At 50.4% G+C, this 22150-nt stretch carries 15 protein-coding genes, 1 tRNA gene, 1 rRNA gene, 2 pseudogenes and 1 riboswitch; all 19 genes and pseudogenes read left to right on the top strand.

Going from position 1 to position 22150, the window contains the following annotated elements:
• Window positions 1–160: pseudogene (locus ACTRC3_RS09230) on the top strand (DNA repair protein RecF); the annotation flags it as partial.
• A gap of 31 nt (window positions 161–191) precedes the next feature.
• Window positions 192–2108 carry a DNA topoisomerase (ATP-hydrolyzing) subunit B gene (gene gyrB, locus ACTRC3_RS09225; RefSeq protein WP_178038074.1) on the top strand — a complete coding sequence of 639 codons (1917 nt, stop codon included), beginning with the start codon at window positions 192–194 and terminating at the stop codon, window positions 2106–2108.
• Window positions 2109–2162: 54 nt separating this feature from the next.
• On the top strand, window positions 2163–4658 hold the full coding sequence (gyrA, locus tag ACTRC3_RS09220) for a DNA gyrase subunit A (RefSeq protein WP_440322851.1): 2496 nt from the start codon (window positions 2163–2165) through the stop codon (window positions 4656–4658).
• 123 nt (window positions 4659–4781) lie between these two features.
• Entirely contained in the window at window positions 4782–5222 is a 441-nt protein-coding gene (locus ACTRC3_RS09215; protein WP_349164554.1) for a DUF2975 domain-containing protein, read from the top strand.
• A gap of 11 nt (window positions 5223–5233) precedes the next feature.
• Complete coding sequence (locus ACTRC3_RS09210) at window positions 5234–5473, top strand: helix-turn-helix domain-containing protein (protein WP_349164553.1); 240 nt, start codon at window positions 5234–5236, stop codon at window positions 5471–5473.
• A 1-nt stretch (window position 5474) separates the two neighbouring features.
• Entirely contained in the window at window positions 5475–6950 is a 1476-nt protein-coding gene (locus ACTRC3_RS09205; protein WP_440322850.1) for a DUF4153 domain-containing protein, read from the top strand.
• Between the two features lie 172 nt (window positions 6951–7122).
• Window positions 7123–8709, top strand: coding sequence for a glycosyltransferase family 39 protein (locus ACTRC3_RS09200; protein ID WP_440322849.1), 1587 nt, complete (start codon window positions 7123–7125; stop codon window positions 8707–8709).
• Window positions 8706–11501 (top strand): hypothetical protein, encoded by a 2796-nt coding sequence (locus tag ACTRC3_RS09195; RefSeq protein WP_440322848.1) that lies wholly within the window; start codon window positions 8706–8708, stop codon window positions 11499–11501. The genes ACTRC3_RS09200 and ACTRC3_RS09195 overlap by 4 nt, the downstream gene beginning before the upstream one ends.
• A 16-nt stretch (window positions 11502–11517) precedes the next feature.
• Window positions 11518–12246 (top strand): lysophospholipid acyltransferase family protein, encoded by a 729-nt coding sequence (locus ACTRC3_RS09190; protein ID WP_440322847.1) that lies wholly within the window; start codon window positions 11518–11520, stop codon window positions 12244–12246.
• A 32-nt stretch (window positions 12247–12278) separates the two neighbouring features.
• On the top strand, window positions 12279–13100 hold the full coding sequence (locus tag ACTRC3_RS09185) for a purine-nucleoside phosphorylase (protein ID WP_440322846.1): 822 nt from the start codon (window positions 12279–12281) through the stop codon (window positions 13098–13100).
• Window positions 13097–13966 (top strand): S66 family peptidase, encoded by an 870-nt coding sequence (locus ACTRC3_RS09180; RefSeq protein WP_440322845.1) that lies wholly within the window; start codon window positions 13097–13099, stop codon window positions 13964–13966. Before ACTRC3_RS09185 ends, ACTRC3_RS09180 begins: the two co-directional genes overlap by 4 nt.
• A 64-nt stretch (window positions 13967–14030) precedes the next feature.
• Window positions 14031–14110, top strand: a riboswitch (ZMP/ZTP riboswitch).
• A 69-nt stretch (window positions 14111–14179) separates the two neighbouring features.
• Window positions 14180–14899: an IMP cyclohydrolase gene (locus ACTRC3_RS09175; RefSeq protein WP_349164538.1), complete on the top strand. Its 720-nt coding sequence runs from the start codon at window positions 14180–14182 to the stop codon at window positions 14897–14899.
• Between the two features lie 4 nt (window positions 14900–14903).
• Window positions 14904–16082, top strand: a complete 1179-nt coding sequence (locus ACTRC3_RS09170) for a phosphoribosylaminoimidazolecarboxamide formyltransferase (RefSeq protein ID WP_440322844.1) — start codon at window positions 14904–14906, stop codon at window positions 16080–16082.
• A gap of 216 nt (window positions 16083–16298) precedes the next feature.
• On the top strand, window positions 16299–16832 hold the full coding sequence (locus tag ACTRC3_RS09165; protein ID WP_440322843.1) for a helix-turn-helix domain-containing protein: 534 nt from the start codon (window positions 16299–16301) through the stop codon (window positions 16830–16832).
• 13 nt (window positions 16833–16845) lie between these two features.
• Window positions 16846–17934: pseudogene (locus ACTRC3_RS09160) on the top strand (ABC transporter ATP-binding protein); the annotation flags it as partial.
• A 489-nt stretch (window positions 17935–18423) separates the two neighbouring features.
• Window positions 18424–19263 (top strand): ABC transporter permease, encoded by an 840-nt coding sequence (locus ACTRC3_RS09155; protein WP_440322842.1) that lies wholly within the window; start codon window positions 18424–18426, stop codon window positions 19261–19263.
• Between the two features lie 4 nt (window positions 19264–19267).
• A complete protein-coding gene (locus ACTRC3_RS09150; RefSeq protein ID WP_440322841.1) occupies window positions 19268–21157 on the top strand; it encodes an extracellular solute-binding protein in 1890 nt (629 codons plus the stop codon).
• 363 nt (window positions 21158–21520) lie between these two features.
• Window positions 21521–21609: transfer RNA gene (locus ACTRC3_RS09145), tRNA-Ser, on the top strand.
• 369 nt (window positions 21610–21978) lie between these two features.
• Window positions 21979–22150 (top strand): 16S ribosomal RNA (locus tag ACTRC3_RS09140); the annotation flags it as partial.

Here is a 22150-nt window from a genome sequence, read left to right as displayed (position 1 = left end):
GTCTGAACTGGATCATAACCGGCAAAACTATTTATTAGACAGTATTCATGATATTCAGACCATGATAACCTGTACGGGTCTGGATGAGTTTGTAAATCACAGGTTTTCGATCAACCGGGTTTTCCGTGTGGTCGAGGGCGCTGTATACAGCGAAAATTAGGAACTTAAAATAAGCAATAGGAGGATTGGAAATGAGCGCAGAATACGGAGCAGATCAAATCCAGATTTTGGAAGGACTGGAAGCAGTCCGGAAGAGACCTGGTATGTACATTGGAAGCACCTCCTCCCGTGGACTTCATCATCTGGTTTATGAGATTGTAGACAATTCCGTGGATGAGGCCCTGGCAGGCTTCTGCAAAAATATTGACGTGACGATTCAGAAGGATAATTCTATTACAGTTACTGACGATGGACGCGGCATTCCGGTGGGAATCAATCACAAGGCCGGCATTCCGGCGGTGGAGGTGGTCTTTACCGTGCTTCATGCAGGCGGAAAGTTCGGCGGTGGAGGATACAAGGTATCCGGAGGTCTGCACGGCGTAGGAGCCTCTGTAGTCAATGCTCTTTCCGAATGGCTGGAGGTTCGTATCTGCAGCGAGGGCAGGATTTATTTCCAGCGGTATGAGAGAGGCCATGTGGTAGAGCCGCTGAAGGTAATCGGAGAATGCGATCCGGAGAAAACCGGTACCCAGGTAAGTTTTCTGCCGGATAAAGAGATCTTTGAGGAGACTGTTTACGATTATGATGTGCTGAAGGTACGTCTGCGGGAAATGGCTTTTCTGACCAAGGGCCTGAATATCATTCTCCGTGATGATCGCCAGGAGCCCCAGTACAAGAAGGAGTTCTGTTATGAGGGCGGTATCAAGGAGTTTGTAAGCTACCTGAACCGATCAAAGACGGCCCTGTACGATCAGATCATTTACTGCGAGGGTACGGTAAATGATGTGGTTGTAGAGGTGGCGCTGCAGCACAATGATTCTTATACGGAGAACTGCTACAGCTTTGTAAATAACATCAATACTCCGGAGGGTGGCACCCATCTGACCGGCTTTAAAAACGCGCTGACCAAGACCTTCAATGATTACGCGCGGAAAAATAAGCTCCTGAAGGACAGCGAGCCCAGTCTGAACGGCGATGATATCCGCGAGGGACTGACTGCCATCATCAGCATTAAGATCGGCGAGCCCCAGTTCGAGGGTCAGACCAAGCAGAAGCTGGGTAACAGCGAAGCCCGTGGAGCCGTGGATAACGTGGTTTCCGAGCAGCTGATGATTTTCCTGGAGCAGAATCCCATGGTAGCCAAGGTGATTCTGGAAAAATCCATTCTGGCCCAGCGTGCCCGTGAGGCAGCGAGAAAAGCCCGCGACTTGACCAGAAGAAAGACCGCTCTCGATGGTATGGCTCTGCCCGGAAAGCTGGCAGACTGCTCCGATAAGAATCCGGAGAACTGCGAGATCTACATCGTAGAGGGAGATTCCGCAGGCGGCTCCGCCAAGACGGCCCGTTCCCGCGCGACCCAGGCGATCCTGCCCCTGCGCGGTAAGATTCTGAACGTGGAAAAGGCCCGTCTGGATAAGATTTACGCCAATGCGGAGATCAAGGCTATGATTACCGCCTTTGGTACCGGTATTCATGATGATTTTGATATCAGCAAGCTTCGGTATCACAAGATCATTCTGATGACCGATGCCGATGTGGACGGCGCGCATATCAGCACCTTGCTTCTTACATTTATTTACAGATTTATGCCGGATCTCATCAAGGAGGGCTATGTATATCTGGCCCAGCCGCCTCTCTATAAGCTGGAGCGGAACAAAAAGGTCTGGTATGCCTACAGTGATCAGCAGCTTGCCGATATTCTGAATGAGGTAGGCCGCGATACCAACAACAAGATCCAGCGTTATAAAGGTCTGGGTGAGATGGACGCCGAGCAGCTCTGGGAGACCACCATGGATCCGGAGCGGCGTATCCTGAAGCGCGTAACCATGGAGGACGCGGATTCCGCGGAGATCGATCTGACCTTCAATACCCTGATGGGCGATAAGGTAGAGCCGAGACGGGAATTCATCGAAACCAACGCAAAATACGTGAAAAACTTAGACATTTAACAGTTCAGCCCTGGCGCGGCTGAACGTCCGTAACCTAGTAAGGGAGAATAGAAAATGGAAGACAATATCTTTGACAAAATCCATGACGTGGATTTGAAAAAGACCATGGAGGATTGTTATATCGATTATGCCATGAGCGTAATCGCTGCCCGTGCCCTTCCGGATGTCCGGGACGGTTTAAAGCCGGTACAGCGGCGTGTGCTTTATTCCATGATCGAGCTGAATAACGGACCGGATAAGCCCCACAGAAAGTGCGCGCGTATCGTCGGCGATACCATGGGTAAATATCACCCCCATGGAGACAGCTCCATCTACGGAGCCCTGGTTAATATGGCCCAGGACTGGTCCACCCGTTATCCGCTGGTAGACGGACACGGAAATTTTGGTTCCGTGGACGGTGACGGCGCTGCGGCAATGCGATATACAGAGGCCCGCCTGAGTAAAATTTCCATGGAAATGCTGGCGGACATCAATAAAAATACCGTAGACTTTGTACCGAACTTCGATGAAACCGAGAAGGAGCCTGCTGTGCTGCCCTCCCGTTTCCCTAATCTGCTGGTCAACGGAACCACAGGTATCGCAGTCGGTATGGCCACCAACATTCCGCCCCACAACCTGCGCGAGGTGGTAAAGGCGGTGGTGAAGCTTATCGATAACCGGATCGAAGAGGATCGGGATACCACCATCGAAGAAATCATAAAGATTGTCAAGGGACCGGATTTTCCCACAGGCGCGGAGATTCTCGGAACCCGCGGCATTGAGGAGGCATACCGTACCGGCCGGGGCAAGATCCGGGTGCGCGCGGTTACCAATATAGAGACCATGAGCAACGGCAAGAGCCGTATCGTGGTAACAGAGCTTCCCTATATGGTCAATAAGGCGCGGCTGATCGAGAAGATCGCCGAGCTGGTAAAGGAGAAGCGGATCGACGGTATCACCTACATTGGCGATGAATCCAGCCGGGAAGGCATGCGGATCAACATTGAGCTCCGTAAGGACGCCAACGCCAATGTAATTTTAAATCAGCTGTATAAGCACACACAGCTTCAGGATACCTACGGCGTGATTATGCTGGCTCTGGTAAATAACGAGCCGAAGGTGCTGAATCTTCTGGATATGCTGAAGTATTATCTGCTTCACCAGGAAGACGTAGTGACCCGCCGTACCAGATACGATCTGAACAAGGCGGAGGAGCGCGCCCATATCTTAAAGGGTCTGCTGATTGCCCTGGATCATATCGACGAAGTAATCCGGATTATCCGCGGCTCCCGGTCTACGCCGGAGGCGAAGCAGAAGTTGATGGATCGCTTTGAACTGGACGATGTACAGGCACAGGCTATCGTAGATATGCGTCTGCGTACACTGACCGGTCTGGAACGGGAGAAGCTGGAGGCAGAATATAAGGCGCTGATGGAGCAGATTGATTACCTGAAGGGAATTCTGGCAGATGAGAAAAAGCTGCTGGGCGTCATCAAGGAAGAGATTACCGTAATTGCAGATAAATACGGCGACGATCGCCGGACCAGCATCGGCTTTGACGAATTTGATTTGTCCATGGAGGATCTGATTCCGGAGGAGGACGTGGTTATTACCATGACCAATCTGGGTTATATCAAGCGTATGACCACGGATAATTTCAAAAGCCAGAACCGTGGCGGCAAGGGAATCAAGGGTATGCAGACCATCAATGAGGATTACATTGAGGATCTGATGATGACCACTACCCACCATTACATCATGTTCTTTACCAATACCGGTAAGGTTTACCGTCTGAAGGGCTATGAGATTCCGGAGGCCAGCCGGACTTCGAGAGGAACCGCGATTATCAACCTTCTGTCTCTGCAGCCGGGAGAGAAGATCACAGCGGTGATTCCCATCAAGGAGTACGAGGAAGGCAAGTATCTGTTCATGGCCACCAGAAACGGCCTGGTGAAGAAAACGGCTATCCGGGAATACGCCAATGTGAAGAAATCCGGACTGGTTGCGATCAACCTCCGAGATAATGACGAGCTGATCGAGGTAAAATATACCAACAATGAGCAGGACGTATTCCTGATTACCAAGTATGGTATGTGCATCCGTTTCCGCGAGACAGACGTGAGAGCCACCGGTCGCGCGTCCATGGGCGTCATTGGTATGAATCTGACCGATCAGGACGAAATCGTGGCTATGCAGGTGCGCAGCCAGGGCGAGTATCTTCTGGTAGTATCCGAAAAGGGTCTGGGTAAGCGAACCGGCATGGATGAGTTTACGGTACAGAACCGTGGCGGCAAGGGCGTGAAGTGCTATAAGATCACCGATAAGACCGGAAATGTGGTCGGCGCTAAGGCAGTCAACGAGGACAATGAGGTAATGCTGATTACCACAGAGGGAATCATTATCCGGATTCCCTGCGGCGGTATTTCCATCGTAGGCCGTATCGCATCCGGCGTGAAGCTTATGAACGTGGATTCCGAAAATGTGTCGGTCGCAAGTATCGCGAAGGTGCGGGAGCAGATGAACAAGGACGATTCTGTGGAAGAGATTGAGAATTCTGAAACGAAAGAATAAAATATCGAAAATCAATAAAAACATATTGAAAAACAATAAATAAAGTGGTAAGATACAGGTATCTGAAAGGGATAGCTGTATCTTACTATTTTTTTTAACGTAATTTCATTACAGGAGGTAATTATGAAAGTGACAAAATTTACAAAGGCTTTTCTGGATTTCATGCTCTGGGCGGGGATTCTGGCGGCTTTCAGTCTTCCGGTTTCCCTGAAAATCTTGGGAGACTATTTTCCGGAGTATCGGCGGTATTACCTGCCGCTTTTGGTGTTCCTGTTTCTCTCCGGCATTTTCGCGGTGCTGATTATCCGGGAGCTCCGCTCTATGTTCCGGACGGTTCTTGCTTCCGACTGTTTCGTGGAGAAGAACGTAACCAGTTTGAAGAGAATGTCGGTTTACAGCTTCTGCATTGCGGGACTGACCGTGATTCGATTATTTCTGGCGATGACCCCGGCGGCTATGGTGGAGGTGCTGGTGTTCCTGATCGCGGGGCTGTTCAGCCGGGTGCTGGCAGATGTCTTCGATCAGGCTGTTACCTACAAGCTGGAAAATGATTTAACCATATAGGGGGATTTGAGATGTCAATTCGTATCAATCTGGACGTGATGATGGCCCGGCGGAAAATCGGCCTCACGGAGCTTTCCCAGGAGGTAGACGTGACCATGGCCAATCTGTCCATTTTAAAAAATAACAAGGCAAGGGCAGTACGGTTTTCAACGCTGAACGCCATCTGTAAAGCGCTGGACTGTCAGCCCGGCGATATTCTGGAATACGTTCCGGAGGGTGACGGCGCGGAGGTCAGTGAGGAGGAATTCTAACATGAAGCTGTCGAAAAAGCTGGAAAAGTTCAGCCATCTGCAATTACTGTTTGGATTTTCGCTTTTTTATGTTTTCTGTTTGTATGACAATGTTTCAGGCGTGCTGTATCCGGTATTCCTGACCGGGATGCTTATGATGTATCAGTGCCTGATGGAGCAGGCCGGGCGATCGATCAAAAAAGACTCGAAGCTTTATATGCTGGCCATTCTGCTTCTGGGAATATCTACCTTTCTGACCGGCAATTTCATCATCATCTGGTGCAATAAGCTGGCGGTCTGGGTATTGTTTGGCATTCTGCTTCTGCATGATGGCTATGAGGATCAAAAATGGACGGTATTTCGCTATGTGGGCGGTTTATGGGAGCTGGCAATGATGACACTGGCCCATCTTTTCACGGTGTTCCCGGAGCTGGCCAAAAGCCGGAGAGTGTGGAAGGAGCAGGCCGGAGCCGGTGAAAAGAAGCAGAATGGGAAACTGATTTATGTGATCCTGGGCATTCTGGTGGGCGTAACCCTGCTCTGCCTGATTCTGCCGCTTTTGATTTCCGCCGACGCGGTCTTCGATCAGATGCTGGGCGGCGCGTTCGACTGGGTGGTGCGGGTGCTCAGCCGTATCATCCTTCCGACGAAGCTGCTCCTTATGACACTGATGTTTCTTTGGGGTCTGATGTTCTTCTTCGGCATCTACAGTGCTGTAGAGAACCGAAAGCCTCAGACGGAAGAAAAGGATCTGCGCACCCAGGAGCCGGTTTTAGCGATTACGGTGCTGGCTGTGATTGGCGTCGTATATCTGCTGTTCTGTATGGTACAGATTTCCTATCTGTTCACCGGCGGCTTCACCCTGCCGGCGGAATATTCCTACGCAGGATTTGCCAGACAGGGCTTCTTCCAGCTTCTGTTTGTCAGTGCGCTGAATCTTATGCTGGTGCTGGTGACCTTAAGCTTTTTCCGGGAAAATACAGCGCTGAAAATCATGCTGACCTTCCTTTCCGCCTGCACGTACATCCTGATCATTTCCTCGGCCTGCCGGATGTTCCTGTACATTCAGGCCTATCAGTTAACTCGGCTTCGGGTACTGGTGCTGTTTGCGCTGCTGGTGTTGGCGGTGCTGTTTGCGGGCGTGATCCGGAGCATTTATCAGGAGCGTTTTCCAATGATCCACTACAGTGTGGCAGTGGTCGCCGTGTTGTATCTGGTTCTGTCCTTCAGCCACATGGACGCCTGGATTGCCTCCTACAATATCGCCCACGATCAAACCAGCTATCTTTATGAGCTGTCTACCGACGCGTCGGGCCCGATGCTGAAGGCAGCAAAGGAAGGAACCGCAGAGGTGGAAATGACGCGGGCATATTTTTCTATGAACAAGTATCAGGCGGAGGCGCACAGCGGAATGAGAAAGTTCAATGTGTCGGAATTTCTGTTCGGGCTGCGATGTAAAGAATACTTCTGTGGGAATACCGGCGCGCCGCTGGAATAAGAGGCGGCGATTCGGCAGAGCCTGCGCCAGTGAAAAATCAGGTAATTCAGCAGAGCCCGCGCCGTCGGAACTTTAGGATGACAAATGAAGTGCTTTATACTATAATTACATTGAATTCGTGTACCTTTCCCGGTAATGCGGATTCAATGTAATTTTTTTGATCGGAGATTTTATGCAAAATAAATTGTTACGGGCGGCGGACGGCGTGGTACTCTGGCTGTCCATTCTGCTGTTCGGTTTTCTGACGGTGGCCAGCATGTTAAGCACTGCCTATTTCACACCGAATTCCTCTTACGCGGAGCGACCGGAGTATCGGTGGGATTTGATTCCGCTAAATCTGTTGTTCCTGGCGGCTGTTGTGGGAATCCTATATATATTATATAAAAAACAAATATTTGAGAAAATTTCCACAAAGGCATTGGCGGCGATTGCGGTTCTTTTTGTAATCGGTATGAGCATCCTCTGGATTCAGGCAAGCCATACCTACCCGGAGGCCGATCAGAAAGCGGTTTCCTGGGTATCCTACCTGATGACCCAGAATAATTTTCTGTTTTTTGAGCATGGAAAATATATGCAGATCTACCCGAATCAGTTGGGTCTGTCGGCGATTCTGGAGGTTCTGTACCGGCTGACCGGGGGAGAAAACTGGAAAGCGTTTATGTACCTGACCGCTCTGGCAAATGGTGTGGTGGTCTATCTGCTTTACAAAATTACCGACAGGCTTTATCACGATCAAAACACGGATCGGCTGGTGCTACTGGCGTCCATGGGATGTATCCAGCTCATACTGTACAGCACCTTTCTCTACGGTATTATGTTGGGACTGGCCTTTGCGCTGGGGGCTTTTTACGCACTGTTGTTTTTTTTAGAGCAGGGAAAATGGCGTTATGCGGTAAGCTCCGGAATTTTGATTGGAATTTCGATTCTGGTGAAGAATAACTACAGTATCTTTCTGGTGGCGTTGGTGCTTCTGCTTTTATATGACGCAGTAAAAAAGAGTGGCGTAAGGATCAAAAAAGCCGGAAAGAGCCTGGCCGCCATCTTGATTTTGATCGGTTTGACTGTGTTTTTGAGTAAAAGTCTAACGGCTTTTTATGAGTCACGCTCCGGCTTTACGATCGAGAGCGGCATGCCCAAATCCCTCTGGGTGGCCATGGGCATGCAAGAGGGTGAGCGGGCCGAGGGCTGGTACAACGCATTTAACTTTGATACTTATGTAAACTCGGACTGCGACTCGGTAGCCAGCGACGCCATTGCCAAAGAGGCAATCGGGGAGTCATTGAGGCAATTTCAGAAGGATCCGGTCTATACCGCCCGCTTTTACCTGAGAAAAACCCTGTCCCAGTGGAACGAGCCCACCTACGAGGCCCTCTGGGTTAATCAGTTTCACAGCGGTGATTTTTCTACCATTGTTCAGAGCATCTATGAGGGCAAGCTGTATCAGGTGCTTAGCGAATACATGAACCTGTTTCAGCTTCTGGTCTTCGCGGCGGTTTTTGCAGGATTTTTGATCGGCATAAAAGTGGAAAACCGGTGGCAGCTTCCGGAGCTTTTTCTGCCCATGGTGATTCTGGGGGGATTTTTCTTCCACACCATCTGGGAGGCCAAGTCCCAGTATATCTTCCCGTATTTTGTGTGTATGCTTCCGGGCGCGGCTGCAGGGCTGTCGGGAACGCTGAGAAAATGGAACAGTCATAAGAAAGGTATCCCTGGATGCCCTGAAAACATGGGCAAATATAGGAAAGGTTTTAGACTATGAAAAAATATTTTTCACAGAAAATATGCGTCATTTCAGCCCTGCTGACGATCCCGTCCACCGCCCTCCTGTGCTGGTTGGTTATGCGGGTATTGTATCAGCGGATGCCGGAATATACGGAGTTTGTCACAGGCTATACCACCTGGACCGCCTACTATAAGCAGGGGGATATGACCCTGGCGAATCTGTTTATCGGCGGGCTGCTGGGCTTTTTTCTTCTGTATGCGGTGCTTCTGACTCTGCTTTCGAAGAAATGGAGCCGGCTTTGCGGCAGTTTTGATCGGACAAAAGAATATACGGCGAAGCAGCGTGAAAGCTATGGGTGGTTTGAGGACGCCTGCTTTCTGATACTGATTTCCCAGTTCATTCTGGCCTTATTTGGCTATGGAATGGAAGCGTTTTTGGGTATACAGGCGTGGTTGGAGAAGCTTTTCCCCATAGTTCAGTGCATAACTCTGATCGGTGTGGGTATCTTTCTGTTTTTTAACTACAAATGTGGAAAAGATCCGCAAAAGAGAAAACCAAACCGAGAACAGCTGAACAAATATATGCAGTGGGGACAGTGGATCCTGCCGATCTCTTTTCTGATGCTTGGAAATTATGAATATATTCGCGAAGGACAGGTTATCCGGCTTTATCAGAATGTGAAAATGCAGACTGTAGTTCTTATACTGATAGTTGTATGTACCCTGTACAACAGGAAATTTTTCAGAAAGTACAGGGAAGATTACAGACCGGCGCTTTCTCTTCCGACTTTCCTCTCCCTGGCGGTTTTTGCCTCCTGGACGCTGCCAAACGGAACGATTTCCGGCACGCCCCTGGAGATGTACCATTACGGAGAAATTTCAGAGCCGCTGCATGAGCTTCTGAATTACGGCATTGTGCCCTATATCGATACCATGCCGATCCACGGAGTATGCGATTATTTCCAGGCGGCAGTGGGAAAGCTGTTATTTGACGGAACCTATGCGTCCATTGAACCGGCTATGACCGTGGGCTGTGTCCTCATCGCCATGGCGACGGCGGCGGTGTTCTACTATTTTATCGACAATCAGCTGCTGGGGCTTCTCTGCGTGCTGCTGTTCTCCTTGTTCGGAGACAAGTACTATTACGTGCGCTGGGCCTTTGCGCTGCCCTTTATCGTGATCGTATTTTCAAAAAAAATGCGGAAGGATTTTTCCATGCAGCTCTGGAGCTGGACCTTTATCTCGATCCTGTCCATCGCCTGGAATTCCTCTATTGGCGGAGCCTGCGCCCTGGCGACCCTGCCTATGATTCTCTGGGAGTGCTTCCATGAGAAGGGCTGGAAAATCTTCTTCCGCCTGAACGAAAAAGAAGTGCGGCGGAAAATTCTGCCCTGGTATATTCCGCTTCTGATCCTGGGAATTTGCTTTATTCCCATGTTTTTCGCGATTCTTCGATATATTGTGGAAAATTCGGCGGCGATTCTCGAAACCACCGGGGATATTCTGCGGGAGGAGCTTGCAAGTCCCTTTGTCTGGTACGCCACCTTTGGCTTCGGACTTTCCCTTCTGGCAGCCCTGATTTTCCCGGCAGGAAAAGAAGGAGAAGAGAAAAAACTTGCCCTGTACGCTCTGTTTTTCCTGATTATTTTCAATCTGGTGATCGTGCGTTATACCTTCGTGCGGACCCAGTTTGGCGAGCGGGGGATTATTGTAACTACCATCTGCAGCCTGTTTCTGATTTTGATGATTTTCCTGCCCTCCCTGGAAAAACGCTTTTCCCTGTGGACAGCGGGTATGATGGCCTTTCTGTTCCTGGCGACGGTGGTAACCAGGGGAAGCAATCTTCTGACTATGCCCGCGAAGGTGTTCGAGCGGGATACGATCAGTGACGATTATACTTACGCCACCGTGGAGGAAACGGGCATCCCGGGCCTCGGCAACATTTACATTACGGAAAAGCAGAAGGAAGAGCTGATGAACCTGAATACCCTGGTCAATGATCTTTGCCGGGATAAGAAGGTTGTGGATATGACGAATCAGCTGTCCCATTACAATATCCTGAATAAGGAAAACCTGATGCCCTTCAGCAGTACCTACAACACCAACAACCGGGTGATGCAGACCCGGGCCATAGAGGTGCTTCAGGAAAAGCAGCCGGAAATCCTGATCGTGGCGCCTGCCTGGCAGCATGATTCCGGATCCCTAAGCACCCGGAATTACTACATGTACCAGTATCTGCAGAAGCATTATACGCCCTGCAAGTATAAGAATATCATTTTTCTGACCAATGACGACGAGGTGCGGGCCCGGTTTGAACCGGCCTACGAGGAGTTTGGAAAGCTCCAGCACATTGAGGATCTGAAAATGCTTCCGAAGGCCTGGGGCAATGAAGTGCTGAAGGAGCAGGAGACGGAGGTGCTGAAGACAGACTGGAGCCTATTAGACACCAACGCCTCAGAGCTGGGCGATGATCAGTATATTCTGAATGCCGAGGAAAACTATTTTCTCTACGCCTTTCCGGAAAATCAGGACGGCTCTGAGATTCCCTTCCTGCGGATTACGGTAAAGGACGAGAGCGGCTCTGGGGAGCCTTTGAAATTCCAGGGCGTGGTGTACTTCATGAATGAGGGGAAGGGCGTGAAGGAGGCTCACCGCTTTACCTTTGACGGAAGTGAAGGAAGCTTTCTGATTCCATTGACCACCAGCCCCTACTGGAGCTATTCCGATGAGATACAGTCTATGATGCTGGATTTCATCAGCGGCAGCCTGGAAGGAAAGCAGGTTTCGATAAAGACAGAGTTTGAGACGCTGAAGCTTACAGAAAGATAAAGAGAAGGAAATAAAGATGAGAAGAATTATTTTGATGGTATTGTATAATCTGCCCTTTGTACCCTATTGGTGGTGGCAGCTGTGTCATTTCGCAAAGCATACGGAGGAGATTCCGGAGCCGGAGAAATACGCGCTGCTGAAAAAAATCACCCTTCACGCCAATAAGGGCGGCCGGGTGAAAATCGACGTACATGGAAGAGAACATATCCCTACAGGGGAAAGCTTTGTCTTTTTCCCAAACCACCAGGGACTCTTCGATGTGCTGGCCATTATTGAGGCCTGCGATCAGCCCTTTTCAGTGGTGGCAAAAAAAGAAGTAAAGGACGTGCCGTTTCTGAAGCAGGTGTTCCGGATCATGAAGGCGAAAATCATGGATCGGGAGGATGTACGTCAGTCCCTTCAGGTGATTTTGTCTGTGACCGAGGAGGTCAAAAACGGACGGAACTATCTGATTTTCCCGGAGGGAACCCGATCCAAACAAGGAAATCAGGTGGGGGATTTCAAGGGCGGCAGCTTCAAATGCGCTGTGAAGGCCAGGGCGCCCATCGTTCCGGTGGCGCTTTTGAACGCCTTTGAGCCCTTTGATCGGAACAGTATCGCTCCGGTTACGGTTCAGGTTCATTTCTTGGAGCCGATTTTCTACGAGGAGTATAAGGATCTGAAGACCACCGCCATCGCCGAGCTGGTGCGGGAGCGGATCGTAAAAACCATTGCGGAACAGGAAAAGGAAGCAGCAATAAAATAAGGTTCCATTCATAAGCAAAGGAAGGTATGTCTATGAGCAAAGCACTGGAAAAACTGCAGAACTGTATGAGATGTATTCGGGAAAAAACGGATTTTCAGCCGGAGGTGGCGCTGATTCTGGGCTCAGGTCTGGGCGATTACGCGGAGAGCATTGATATCCGGGCTGAGGTCAGCTACCGGGAAATTGAAGGCTTCCCGGTGTCCACCGTACCCGGACACAAAGGACGGTTTGTCTTCGGCTATGTGAATCAGGTTCCGGTGGTAATCATGCAGGGCCGGGTTCATTATTACGAGGGCTACTCTATGGAAGAGGTGGTGCTGCCCACCCGTCTTATGGGTATGATGGGTGCCAGAAAGCTTCTGCTCACCAATGCGGCAGGCGGCATAAACTTTGATTTCGCGCCGGGAGATTTTATGTTGATTACCGATCACATCTCTTCCATGATACCCAATCCTTTGATCGGAACGAATCTGGAGGAGCTGGGACCCCGGTTTCCGGACATGAGCGAGGTCTACAGCCGCCGTATGGGTCAGGTGGTAAGAAAAGAGGCGGAAAAGCTGGGCATCCCCCTGAAGGAAGGCGTTTATATCCAGCTGACAGGACCGGCCTATGAGACCCCGGCTGAGATCCGCATGTTTCGGAGCCTGGGCGCGGACGCGGTCGGCATGAGTACCGTCTGTGAAGCAATCGCGGCCCGCCATATGGGCATGGAGATCTGCGGAATCTCCTGTATCACCAACCTGGCGGCCGGTATGTCGGCCAGGGAGCTGAATCATGCAGAGGTACAGGAAACGGCAGACCGGGTGGCGAAGCAGTTTAAGGAGCTGGTGACAGCTGTGGTGACCGGGATATGAGAAAAATAGCGCTGGTGGCCTGTTCAAACGGTCTGGAAGTACGGAAAAAAGGGAGCGTGGAGGAGCTTTGCGCATACCTGGAGGGGCTGGGCTTCACGCCCTGCGTAAGTCCCTGCCTATATGAGAAGGATCCGGTTTTTTGTTCTGTCCTCAGCGGCACTGCGGAAGAACGGGCCGAAGCTCTGATGAGCTTCTACCGGGATCCGGAGGTACAGGCGATACTGGATCTGTCAGGCGGCGATCTGGCCAATGAGCTTCTGCCTTATCTGGATTATGAGGTGATCGGGAAAAGCCAGGCAGAATTCTGGGGCTACAGTGATCTGACCACGATTCTGAATGCCATCTATGCGAAGACCGGCAGGTCTTCCGTCCTTTATCAGGCCCGGAATCTTGTTTCGGACGGCGGATTCTTTCGCCGTCCGGCCTTTGAAAATACAATATTACAGAAACAATCGGATTTATTTCAAATTTCCTGCCAATACGTGCAAAAAGGACAGAAGCAGGAGCTCTCTGAGTTCTGCGGCACTCTGGTGGGCGGGAATATCCGCTGCCTTCTGAAGCTGGCTGGGACGGAATACTGGCCGGATATGCAGGACAAAATCCTTCTTCTGGAGTCCTGGAGCGGCGGCGTCCCGAAGATGGTTACGTACTTCAGCCAGCTAAGGCAGCTTGGCGTATTCCGGCAGATAAAAGCCCTGCTTCTCGGCACCTTTACGGAGATGGAGGACAGGGGCTGTTCCCCGACCATAGAGGAGCTGGCCTGCCGTTATGCAGGATCAGAGCTTCCGATTCTGAAAACCCGGCAGATTGGCCACGGAAAAGACGCGCTGGCCGTCCGTGTCGGAGATCTGTTTCATTTCTTTTGACAATCCTTCTTAGAAAAAACGGGCGCAGGGCTTGACAACCCCCGTCCGGAAATGCTATGTTAAAACTAACTTATACAACTGACGGAAGTGGAGTTTACCACAGGGAGTATAAGGGTTTGAGAGCCGACCGTCTGGGCAGAGAAGAAGCCTGGGATGGATCGGTTCCTTTTCGTTTCAGGCCTTATAGATCGCATTTCGCAGGAGGAAAAAGTAATGGACATGATTTCACTGGCACAGGAGCTTCAGGAAAACGCATACCCCGGAAGAGGTATCGTACTGGGCCGTTCCGAGGACGGAACTAAAGCGGTAGCAGCTTATTTTATCATGGGAAGAAGTGAGAACAGCCGCAACCGTATCTTTGTGGAGGAGGGAGAGGGCATCCGCACCCAGGCCTATGATCCTTCCAAGCTGACGGATCCGAGCCTGATTATCTACGCTCCGGTCCGGGTACTGGGACACAGAACCATCGTTACCAACGGCGACCAGACAGACACCGTCTACGAGGGAATGGAGAAGGGCCTGACCTTTGAGCAGTCCTTAAGAAGCCGGGAATTCGAGCCGGACGCCCCCAACTATACCCCGCGGATCTCAGGCCTGATGGAGCTTGAAAACGGCGGATACAGCTACTCCCTGTCTATCTTAAAGAGCAACAACGGCGATCCCGCATGCTGCAACCGCTATACCTTCTCTTACGAGAACTGCGCTGCAGGCGAGGGTCATTTCATTCACACCTATCTGCATGACGGCAATCCGCTTCCCAGCTTTGAGGGCGAGCCCAAGCTGGTTGCCATTCCGGACGATATGGAAAAATTCACTAATATGCTCTGGAACAACCTGAACCCGGAGAACAAGGTATCCCTGTTTGTGCGTTACATCGACATCGCCACCGGCAGATACGAAACCGTCATCAAAAATAAAAATCAGGAGGACTAAGGAAATGAAAGAACTGGAACTGAAATACGGCTGTAACCCCAATCAGAAACCGTCCCGTATCTACGTGGCAGACGGATCCGACCTTCCCATTACCGTTCTTTCCGGCCGCCCGGGCTACATCAATTTCCTGGACGCCTTCAACGGCTGGCAGCTGGTCAGAGAGCTGAAGGCAGCCACCGGACTTCCGGCAGCCACCTCCTTTAAGCATGTATCCCCGGCAGGCGCAGCAGTAGGCCTTCCTCTGGACGATACCTTAAAGAAAATCTACTGGGTAGACGATATGGGCGACCTGTCTCCCCTGGCCTGCGCTTACGCAAGAGCCAGAGGCGCGGACCGTATGTCCTCCTTCGGCGACTTTATCGCCCTGTCTGACGTCTGCGACAAGGACACCGCTTCCATCATCAAGAGAGAGGTATCCGACGGCGTTATCGCTCCGGGCTTCACAGAGGAGGCGCTGGAGATCCTGAAGCAGAAGAAAAAAGGAAATTATGTGGTCATTCAGATTGATACCGACTACAAGCCGGCTCCCCTGGAGCACAAGGAGGTCTTTGGCGTAACCTTCGAGCAGGGCCGTCAGGAGCTTCCCATCAACGACGAACTGATCGCCAATATCGTGACGAAAAATAAAGATCTTCCGGAAAACGCGAAGCGCGACATGAAGATCGCCCTGATTACCCTGAAATACACCCAGTCCAACTCTGTCTGCTTCGTCAAGGACGGACAGGCCATCGGCGTAGGCGCAGGCCAGCAGTCCCGTGTACACTGCACCCGCCTGGCAGGCCAGAAGGCTGACAACTGGTTCCTGCGTCAGAGCCCAAAGGTACTGGGTCTCCAGTTCGTGGACGGCATCGGCCGTGCCGACCGTGACAACGCCATCGACGTCTACATCGGCAACGAGTACATGGACGTGCTGGCAGACGGCGCCTGGGAGCGGATCTTCAAGGTAAAGCCGGAGGTGTTCACCGAGGAAGAAAAGAAGGCATGGCTGTCCCAGATGAAGGACGTGACCGTTGGAAGCGACGCCTTCTTCCCCTTCAGCGACAACATTGAGCGGGCGAAAAAGAGTGGCGTAAAATATATCGCGGAGCCCGGCGGATCCGTCCGTGACGATCTGGTGATCGAGACCTGCGATAAGTATGATATGGTAATGGCATTTACCGGAATCCGTCTGTTCCACCACTAATTTTAGAAAAAATACACAAGTGAGAAGCGCCTCCGACTTCAAATGAAGCCGGGGGCATTTTTACGGGCAAAAACGGCCACAGAAAAAATATGGAAATTCGATATTACTAAAAAAATTGTTTAAAACTATTGAATTTTTCGGGCGACTGTGTATAATGTAAAATGATTTTTGCAATTTTAAATAAAAAGTTTAGTATAAGAAAACAGGAGGTGCGCCGTGGATATCGGCAAAAAGCTGAAAGAGCTGCGTCAGCAGAAGGAACTGACCCTGGAGGATCTGGCATCCCGCAGCGAGCTGACCAAGGGGTTTCTGTCCCAGGTGGAGCGGAACCTGACGGCTCCCAGTATCGCCACCTTGGAGGATATCCTGGAAGCATTGGGAACCAATCTGTCCGAGTTTTTCCATGAGGAGCCGGAGAAGCAGGTGGTTTTTTCCACCCAGGAGTTTTTTGTGGACGAGCAGCCGGATTATTGTATCGAATGGGTGATTCCCAATGCCCAGAAGAATAAGATGGAGCCCATTCTCCTGACCCTCCATCCGGGAAAAAAGAGTCAGGAAATGCCCGCCTTTGACGGGGAGGAATTCGGCTATGTGCAGAAGGGCAGCGTAACGCTGGTCTGCGGCAGCAAAAAATACAAAATAAAGGCCCAGGAGACCTTCTATCTGGACGGGACCGAAAGCCATTATTTATACAATCATGGGAAGAGTGACGCAAAGATCTTGTGGATCACCACACCCCCCATGTTTTAGGAGGAGATGTGTTATGGAACAGAATACACTGATAAGCTTTCGAAATATTGTGAAAAGCTTTGACGGCCAGGTGATTCTGAAGGGAGTCAATCTGGACATTAATGAAAAGGAATTTGTCACTCTTTTAGGACCCAGCGGCTGCGGAAAGACGACCCTGCTCCGGATTCTGGGCGGTTTCCTGGACGCGGACGAGGGAAGCGTCATCTTTGACGGCGAGGAGATCAGCAAGAAACCCTCCTACGAGCGGGAGCTGAATACCGTATTTCAGAAATACGCCCTGTTTCCTCATTTGAGCGTATACGAAAATATCGCCTTTGGACTGAAGATCAAGAAGATGAGTAAGGATATTATCGATCAGAAGGTCATGAAAATGCTGAAGCTTATCGGCCTGGAGGGTTATGAGAATAAAAACACCACTCTGCTGTCCGGCGGACAGCAGCAGCGTGTGGCCATTGCCCGGGCGCTGGTCAACGAGCCGAAGGTGTTGCTTCTGGACGAGCCGCTGGCGGCCCTGGATCTGAAGCTCCGCAAGGAAATGCAGTACGAGCTGAAGCGGATTCAGCAGGAGGTCGGCATTACCTTTATCTTCGTAACCCACGATCAGGAGGAGGCCCTGACCATGTCGGATAAGATCGTGGTCATGAACAATGGAGAAATCCAGCAGGTGGGAACGCCTGAGGAGATCTACAACGAGCCCACCAACCGCTTTGTAGCCAACTTCATCGGCGAGAGTAATATCATTCCCGGCGTTATGCTGGAGGATTACAAGGTTCGCTTTGACGATATTACCTTTGACTGTGTAGACTTCGGCTTTAAGAAGGGCGAGCCGGTGGAGGTAGTTATCCGTCCCGAGGATATCGATATCGTGCCGGTGGAAGCTGGAAAAATGACCGGAGAGGTCTTAAGCGTACTGTTCAAGGGCGTGCACTATGAGATCATCGTGGAGACGGTGCCCGGTACCAGCGTCACGGTCAATATGCACGTGATCAGCAATCAGGACGTAACCAGCGCCGACGGCCGGGAGAAGATGAGCGCCAGCAACTTCTATGTGGACGTGGAGGACGTGAAGAATCTGGACGACAAGGAGGTGATCGCCCTTTCCAACGCCCAGGCGTGGAATCCGGAGACTGACGAATATATCTCCATTCACAAGGTGGAGTACGACGTAAAGGAGGAGCTGGGCGAGTATCCGGTGCGCTTTACGGCAGCAGGCGGAACCACCATCGAGCGTATGATTTACGTGGTAAATCAGCCCTTTGTAAAAAATGAGAAGGCAAACGAGGCGGTTATGGCCTTCAACTTTGCCAGAACCGTGGACGAGATCCAGGAGTCTCAGGCTCTGGATACGGATATCAAGACCTGGGCAAATGCCCAGGGCTGGAAATTAAGCGACGAAAACCAGAGCGTGGACGTCAGCGTAGACTACGACTTCGATCCGGAGCATATCCAGGAAGGCAGCTATCCGATTACCTTCTGGACCACCGGACGGGAGTTCAAGATTCACACCACCGATTATTCGGAAGTAGGTCAGGAGGTCGGCCTGACATTCTTCCCGGAGGATATTCATGTTATGGAGAGGATGCTGTTCTAAATGAAGAAATTTTCACAGCTTGCAGTCCCGTACATCGTATGGGCGGCACTGATGCTGGTTATGCCGATGCTTCTGATCGCCATGTATTCTGTGACAGAGCAGGGCAACAGCATTGTGTCCTTTAAATTCACCCTGGATCATTACGTCAGATTTTTTACCGACCCGGATTTCCTGATAATCCTCTGGCGTTCCATCTGGATAGCAGTGAAGACGACGATCATCTGCCTGCTTCTGGGCTATCCGATTGCGTTTTTTATCGCCCGCAGCAGCGAGCGTGTCCAGAATATCCTGGTGCTTGGCATTACGATTCCCATGTGGATCAATATGCTGGTGCGTACCTATGCCTGGATTGGCCTTCTGAGCGAGGGCGGACTGATTTCCCGTATCCTCGGCGTCTTCGGCCTGGGCCATACAGAACTTCTGTATACACAGGGCGCGGTGCTTTTGGGTATGGTATATAACTTCCTGCCTTTTATGGTACTGCAGATCAACACCGCCCTCTGTAAGATGGATCCGTCCCTTCTGGAGGCCAGCGCGGATCTGGGAGCCAACCGGGTGCAGACCTTCCGGCGGGTAACCCTGCCCCTGTCCCTGCCCGGCGTCATCAATGGAATTACCCTGGTATTCCTGCCGGCAGTCAGCTCCTTCTTTATCCCGAAGCTTCTGGGCGGCGGACAGTATTTCCTCATCGGAAATATGATCGAGAACCAGTTTATTACCGTGGGAGAATGGAACTTCGGCAGCGCCATTTCCATGATTATGGCAGTCATTATGATGGTAATGATGATGGCGGTTCGTAAGGTGGAGAAACGCAACCGTGGCGGAAAGGAGGAAGAGTAAACCAATGAAAAAAGGAAAACGTACTTTTGGAAAAATCCTGATGGTTTTGACCCTTGCCTTCTTTTATCTGCCGATCCTGTATATGGTTATTTTTTCCTTTAACGCAGGAAAATCTCTGACGGCCTTTACCGGCTTTTCCCTGCGCTGGTATCAGCATATGCTGGACTCCAAGGATATGATGGAGGCTCTGTACACCACCTTTACGGTGGCGATTATCGCCACACTGATTTCCACGGCAGTGGGAACCATTTCCGCCATCGGCCTGAGTAAATCAAAGAAAATCCTCCGGGACGTGATGGATCAGGTCAACAATTTCCCCATGATGAATCCGGAGATTGTGACGGCTATCGGCTTTATGCTGCTGTTTATTACCTTTAAAATCGAAAAGGGCTACGCCACCATGCTGCTTGCCCATATCGCTTTTTGTATTCCCTACGTAATGCTCTCCGTCATGCCGAAGATCCGCTCCCTGGATCCCAACCTGGCAGACGCGGCCATGGACCTGGGCGCTACGCCCTGGCAGGCATTGATCCGCGTCATCGTGCCGGAGATTACGCCGGGTATCATTTCCGGCGCGCTGATTGCGTTTACCATGTCGGTAGATGATTTTATCATTTCCTATTTTGTAACCGGAGGCGGCGTCAAGAACCTGAGTATCGTGGTCTACACCATGAGCAAGCGGATCAATCCCAGTATCAATGCAGTATCAACGCTGGTGGTTATCATTATCACCGTTGTACTGGTGCTGATCAACGTGGTACCCATGCTGATGGCGAAGCGGCAGAAGAAGGACGAAGTGGGCAGAAGGAGTTTTGTACTGCCGGGCTGCGCGGCAGCCGCTGTGATTCTCCTGATCTGTCTGGTGAAAATCGGTTCTGCCGGTCAGGATCTTCCCTATGCGGGACAGACCCTGTCGGTCTATATGCCCGGTGAATATATGGGAGAAAATGTAATTCCGGATTTTGAGAAGGCAACCGGGGCAACTGTCGCCATGGAATACTTCGATTCCAATGAGCAGATGTATATCAAGGTGGCAAATGAGGAAAACTATGATGTACTGATTCCCAGTGATTATATGATTCAGCGTCTGATGGACGAGGGTTATCTGCAGAAGCTGAAGCCGGAGCTTTTGACCTGTATGGACGAGATCACCGATTCGGTGAAGCATCCGGCCTTCGATCCGGACGACGCGTATTCCGTATCCTACTTCTGGGGAACCGTAGGTATCGTATACGATAAAACCAAGGTAAGCGAGGAGGATCTGGAGCGGGAGGGCTTCAATATTTTCAAGGATACCAAGTACCGGGGAGATATCTATCTCTACGATTCCGAGCGGGATTCCTTCATGATGGCTCTGAAGGCCCTGGACTATTCCATGAATACAGAAAATGAGGCGGAGCTTCAGGAAGCTTATCAGTGGCTGGTGGAGTGCGTCCAGACCATGAAGCCGGAAATCGTAACCGACGAGGTTATCGACAACATGGCCCAGGGAAGAAAAGCCCTTGCCTTATGCTATTCCGGCGACGCTGCTTACATTATGGCGGAAAATGAGAATATGGGCTACTACCTGCCGGAGAGCGGAACCAACCTGTGGTACGATTCCATGGTAATTCCCGCCAACGCGAAAAACGTAGAGCTGGCCCATGAGTTTATTAATTTTGTCACTTCCTATGATTACGCCTATGACAATTCCAGCTATGTAGGCTATACCTCGCCGAACCAGGAGGTTCTGGACGTGCTGTCCGGAGAAGGCGGCGACTACGAAGGAATTAACGCTTACCTGCCCCGGGTGGGATATCCGAAGGACGAGGTATTCGTGTTCAACGACGATACCCGTAAAGTAATCGGCAATCTCTGGAGCAAGGTAAAGATTGCGGCCAGCAATGCCAACTAAAGGAACAGTTTGAAAATAAAATAGTTCTTCAATAAGAAAAGGCCAGTCTTTTGAAAAGGGACAGGCCTTTTCTTATGTAAGTACGCCCGACAGCACACGTTACTAACCGGTGTAAGTTTGGAAGAAAGAGGATGGTATCAAGATGGAGGGACAGCAAGTTGATATTCTTCTTATTATAAAAAAGAGAAGCTAGCTTTTGCAGGATTAAATTCCACAGAGGGGTGGAATTTAACTTTGCAAGTGAGTGATATAAAAATATGTAACAAAAACGTAAAAAATAGGTTGACAAACTAAAATCCATCAAGTATAATAACCTATGCGTCGAACTTGACGTGAAGTGAATATCGTAGAAAATGAACTTCAGGAGAAATACTCAAGAGGCTGAAGAGGCGCCCCTGCTAAGGGTGTAGGTCGGTAATCCCGGCGCGAGGGTTCAAATCCCTCTTTCTCCGTTTCTTACCAAAAAGAATTTGAAAATTCTTTAAAAAGTTGTTGACAAACGCTTTTGGGTATGGTAAGATAAACAAGTTCCGCTTGAGAGAGCGGGTACATTCTTCTAAAAAGAACTTCAAAAACTTCTTCAAAAAAGTTAAAAAAGTTCTTGACAAGCAAGAATGAATGTGATAAGATAGTCAAGTCGCTTCGGTAAGGAACGACAAAGACAACGAAACGAACCTTGATAACTGAACAGTGTAAACCTTGAAAATTCTAAGAGAATAATTCAAGAACAGTTTGGTCTTAGAAATAAGATTGAACACCTTTTAACAGTAATACGGGAAAGAAATTGCTAGTTGTGATTTCTGGACCGGATTCAAACACTTAAACATGAGAGTTTGATCCTGGCTCAGGATGAACGCTGGCGGCGTGCTTAACACATGCAAGTCGAACGAAGCACTTAAATTTGATTCTTCGGATGAAGATTTTTGTGACTGAGTGGCGGACGGGTGAGTAACGCGTGGGTAACCTGCCTCATACAGGGGGATAACAGTTAGA

Origin of the sequence: Laedolimicola sp. (genome assembly GCF_051972735.1) — a bacterium.
In the GTDB taxonomy this organism is placed as follows: domain Bacteria; phylum Bacillota; class Clostridia; order Lachnospirales; family Lachnospiraceae; genus Laedolimicola; species Laedolimicola intestinihominis.
Note: the sequence above shows the minus strand (reverse complement) of the source record. Positions and strands in the feature narration are given on the sequence as shown.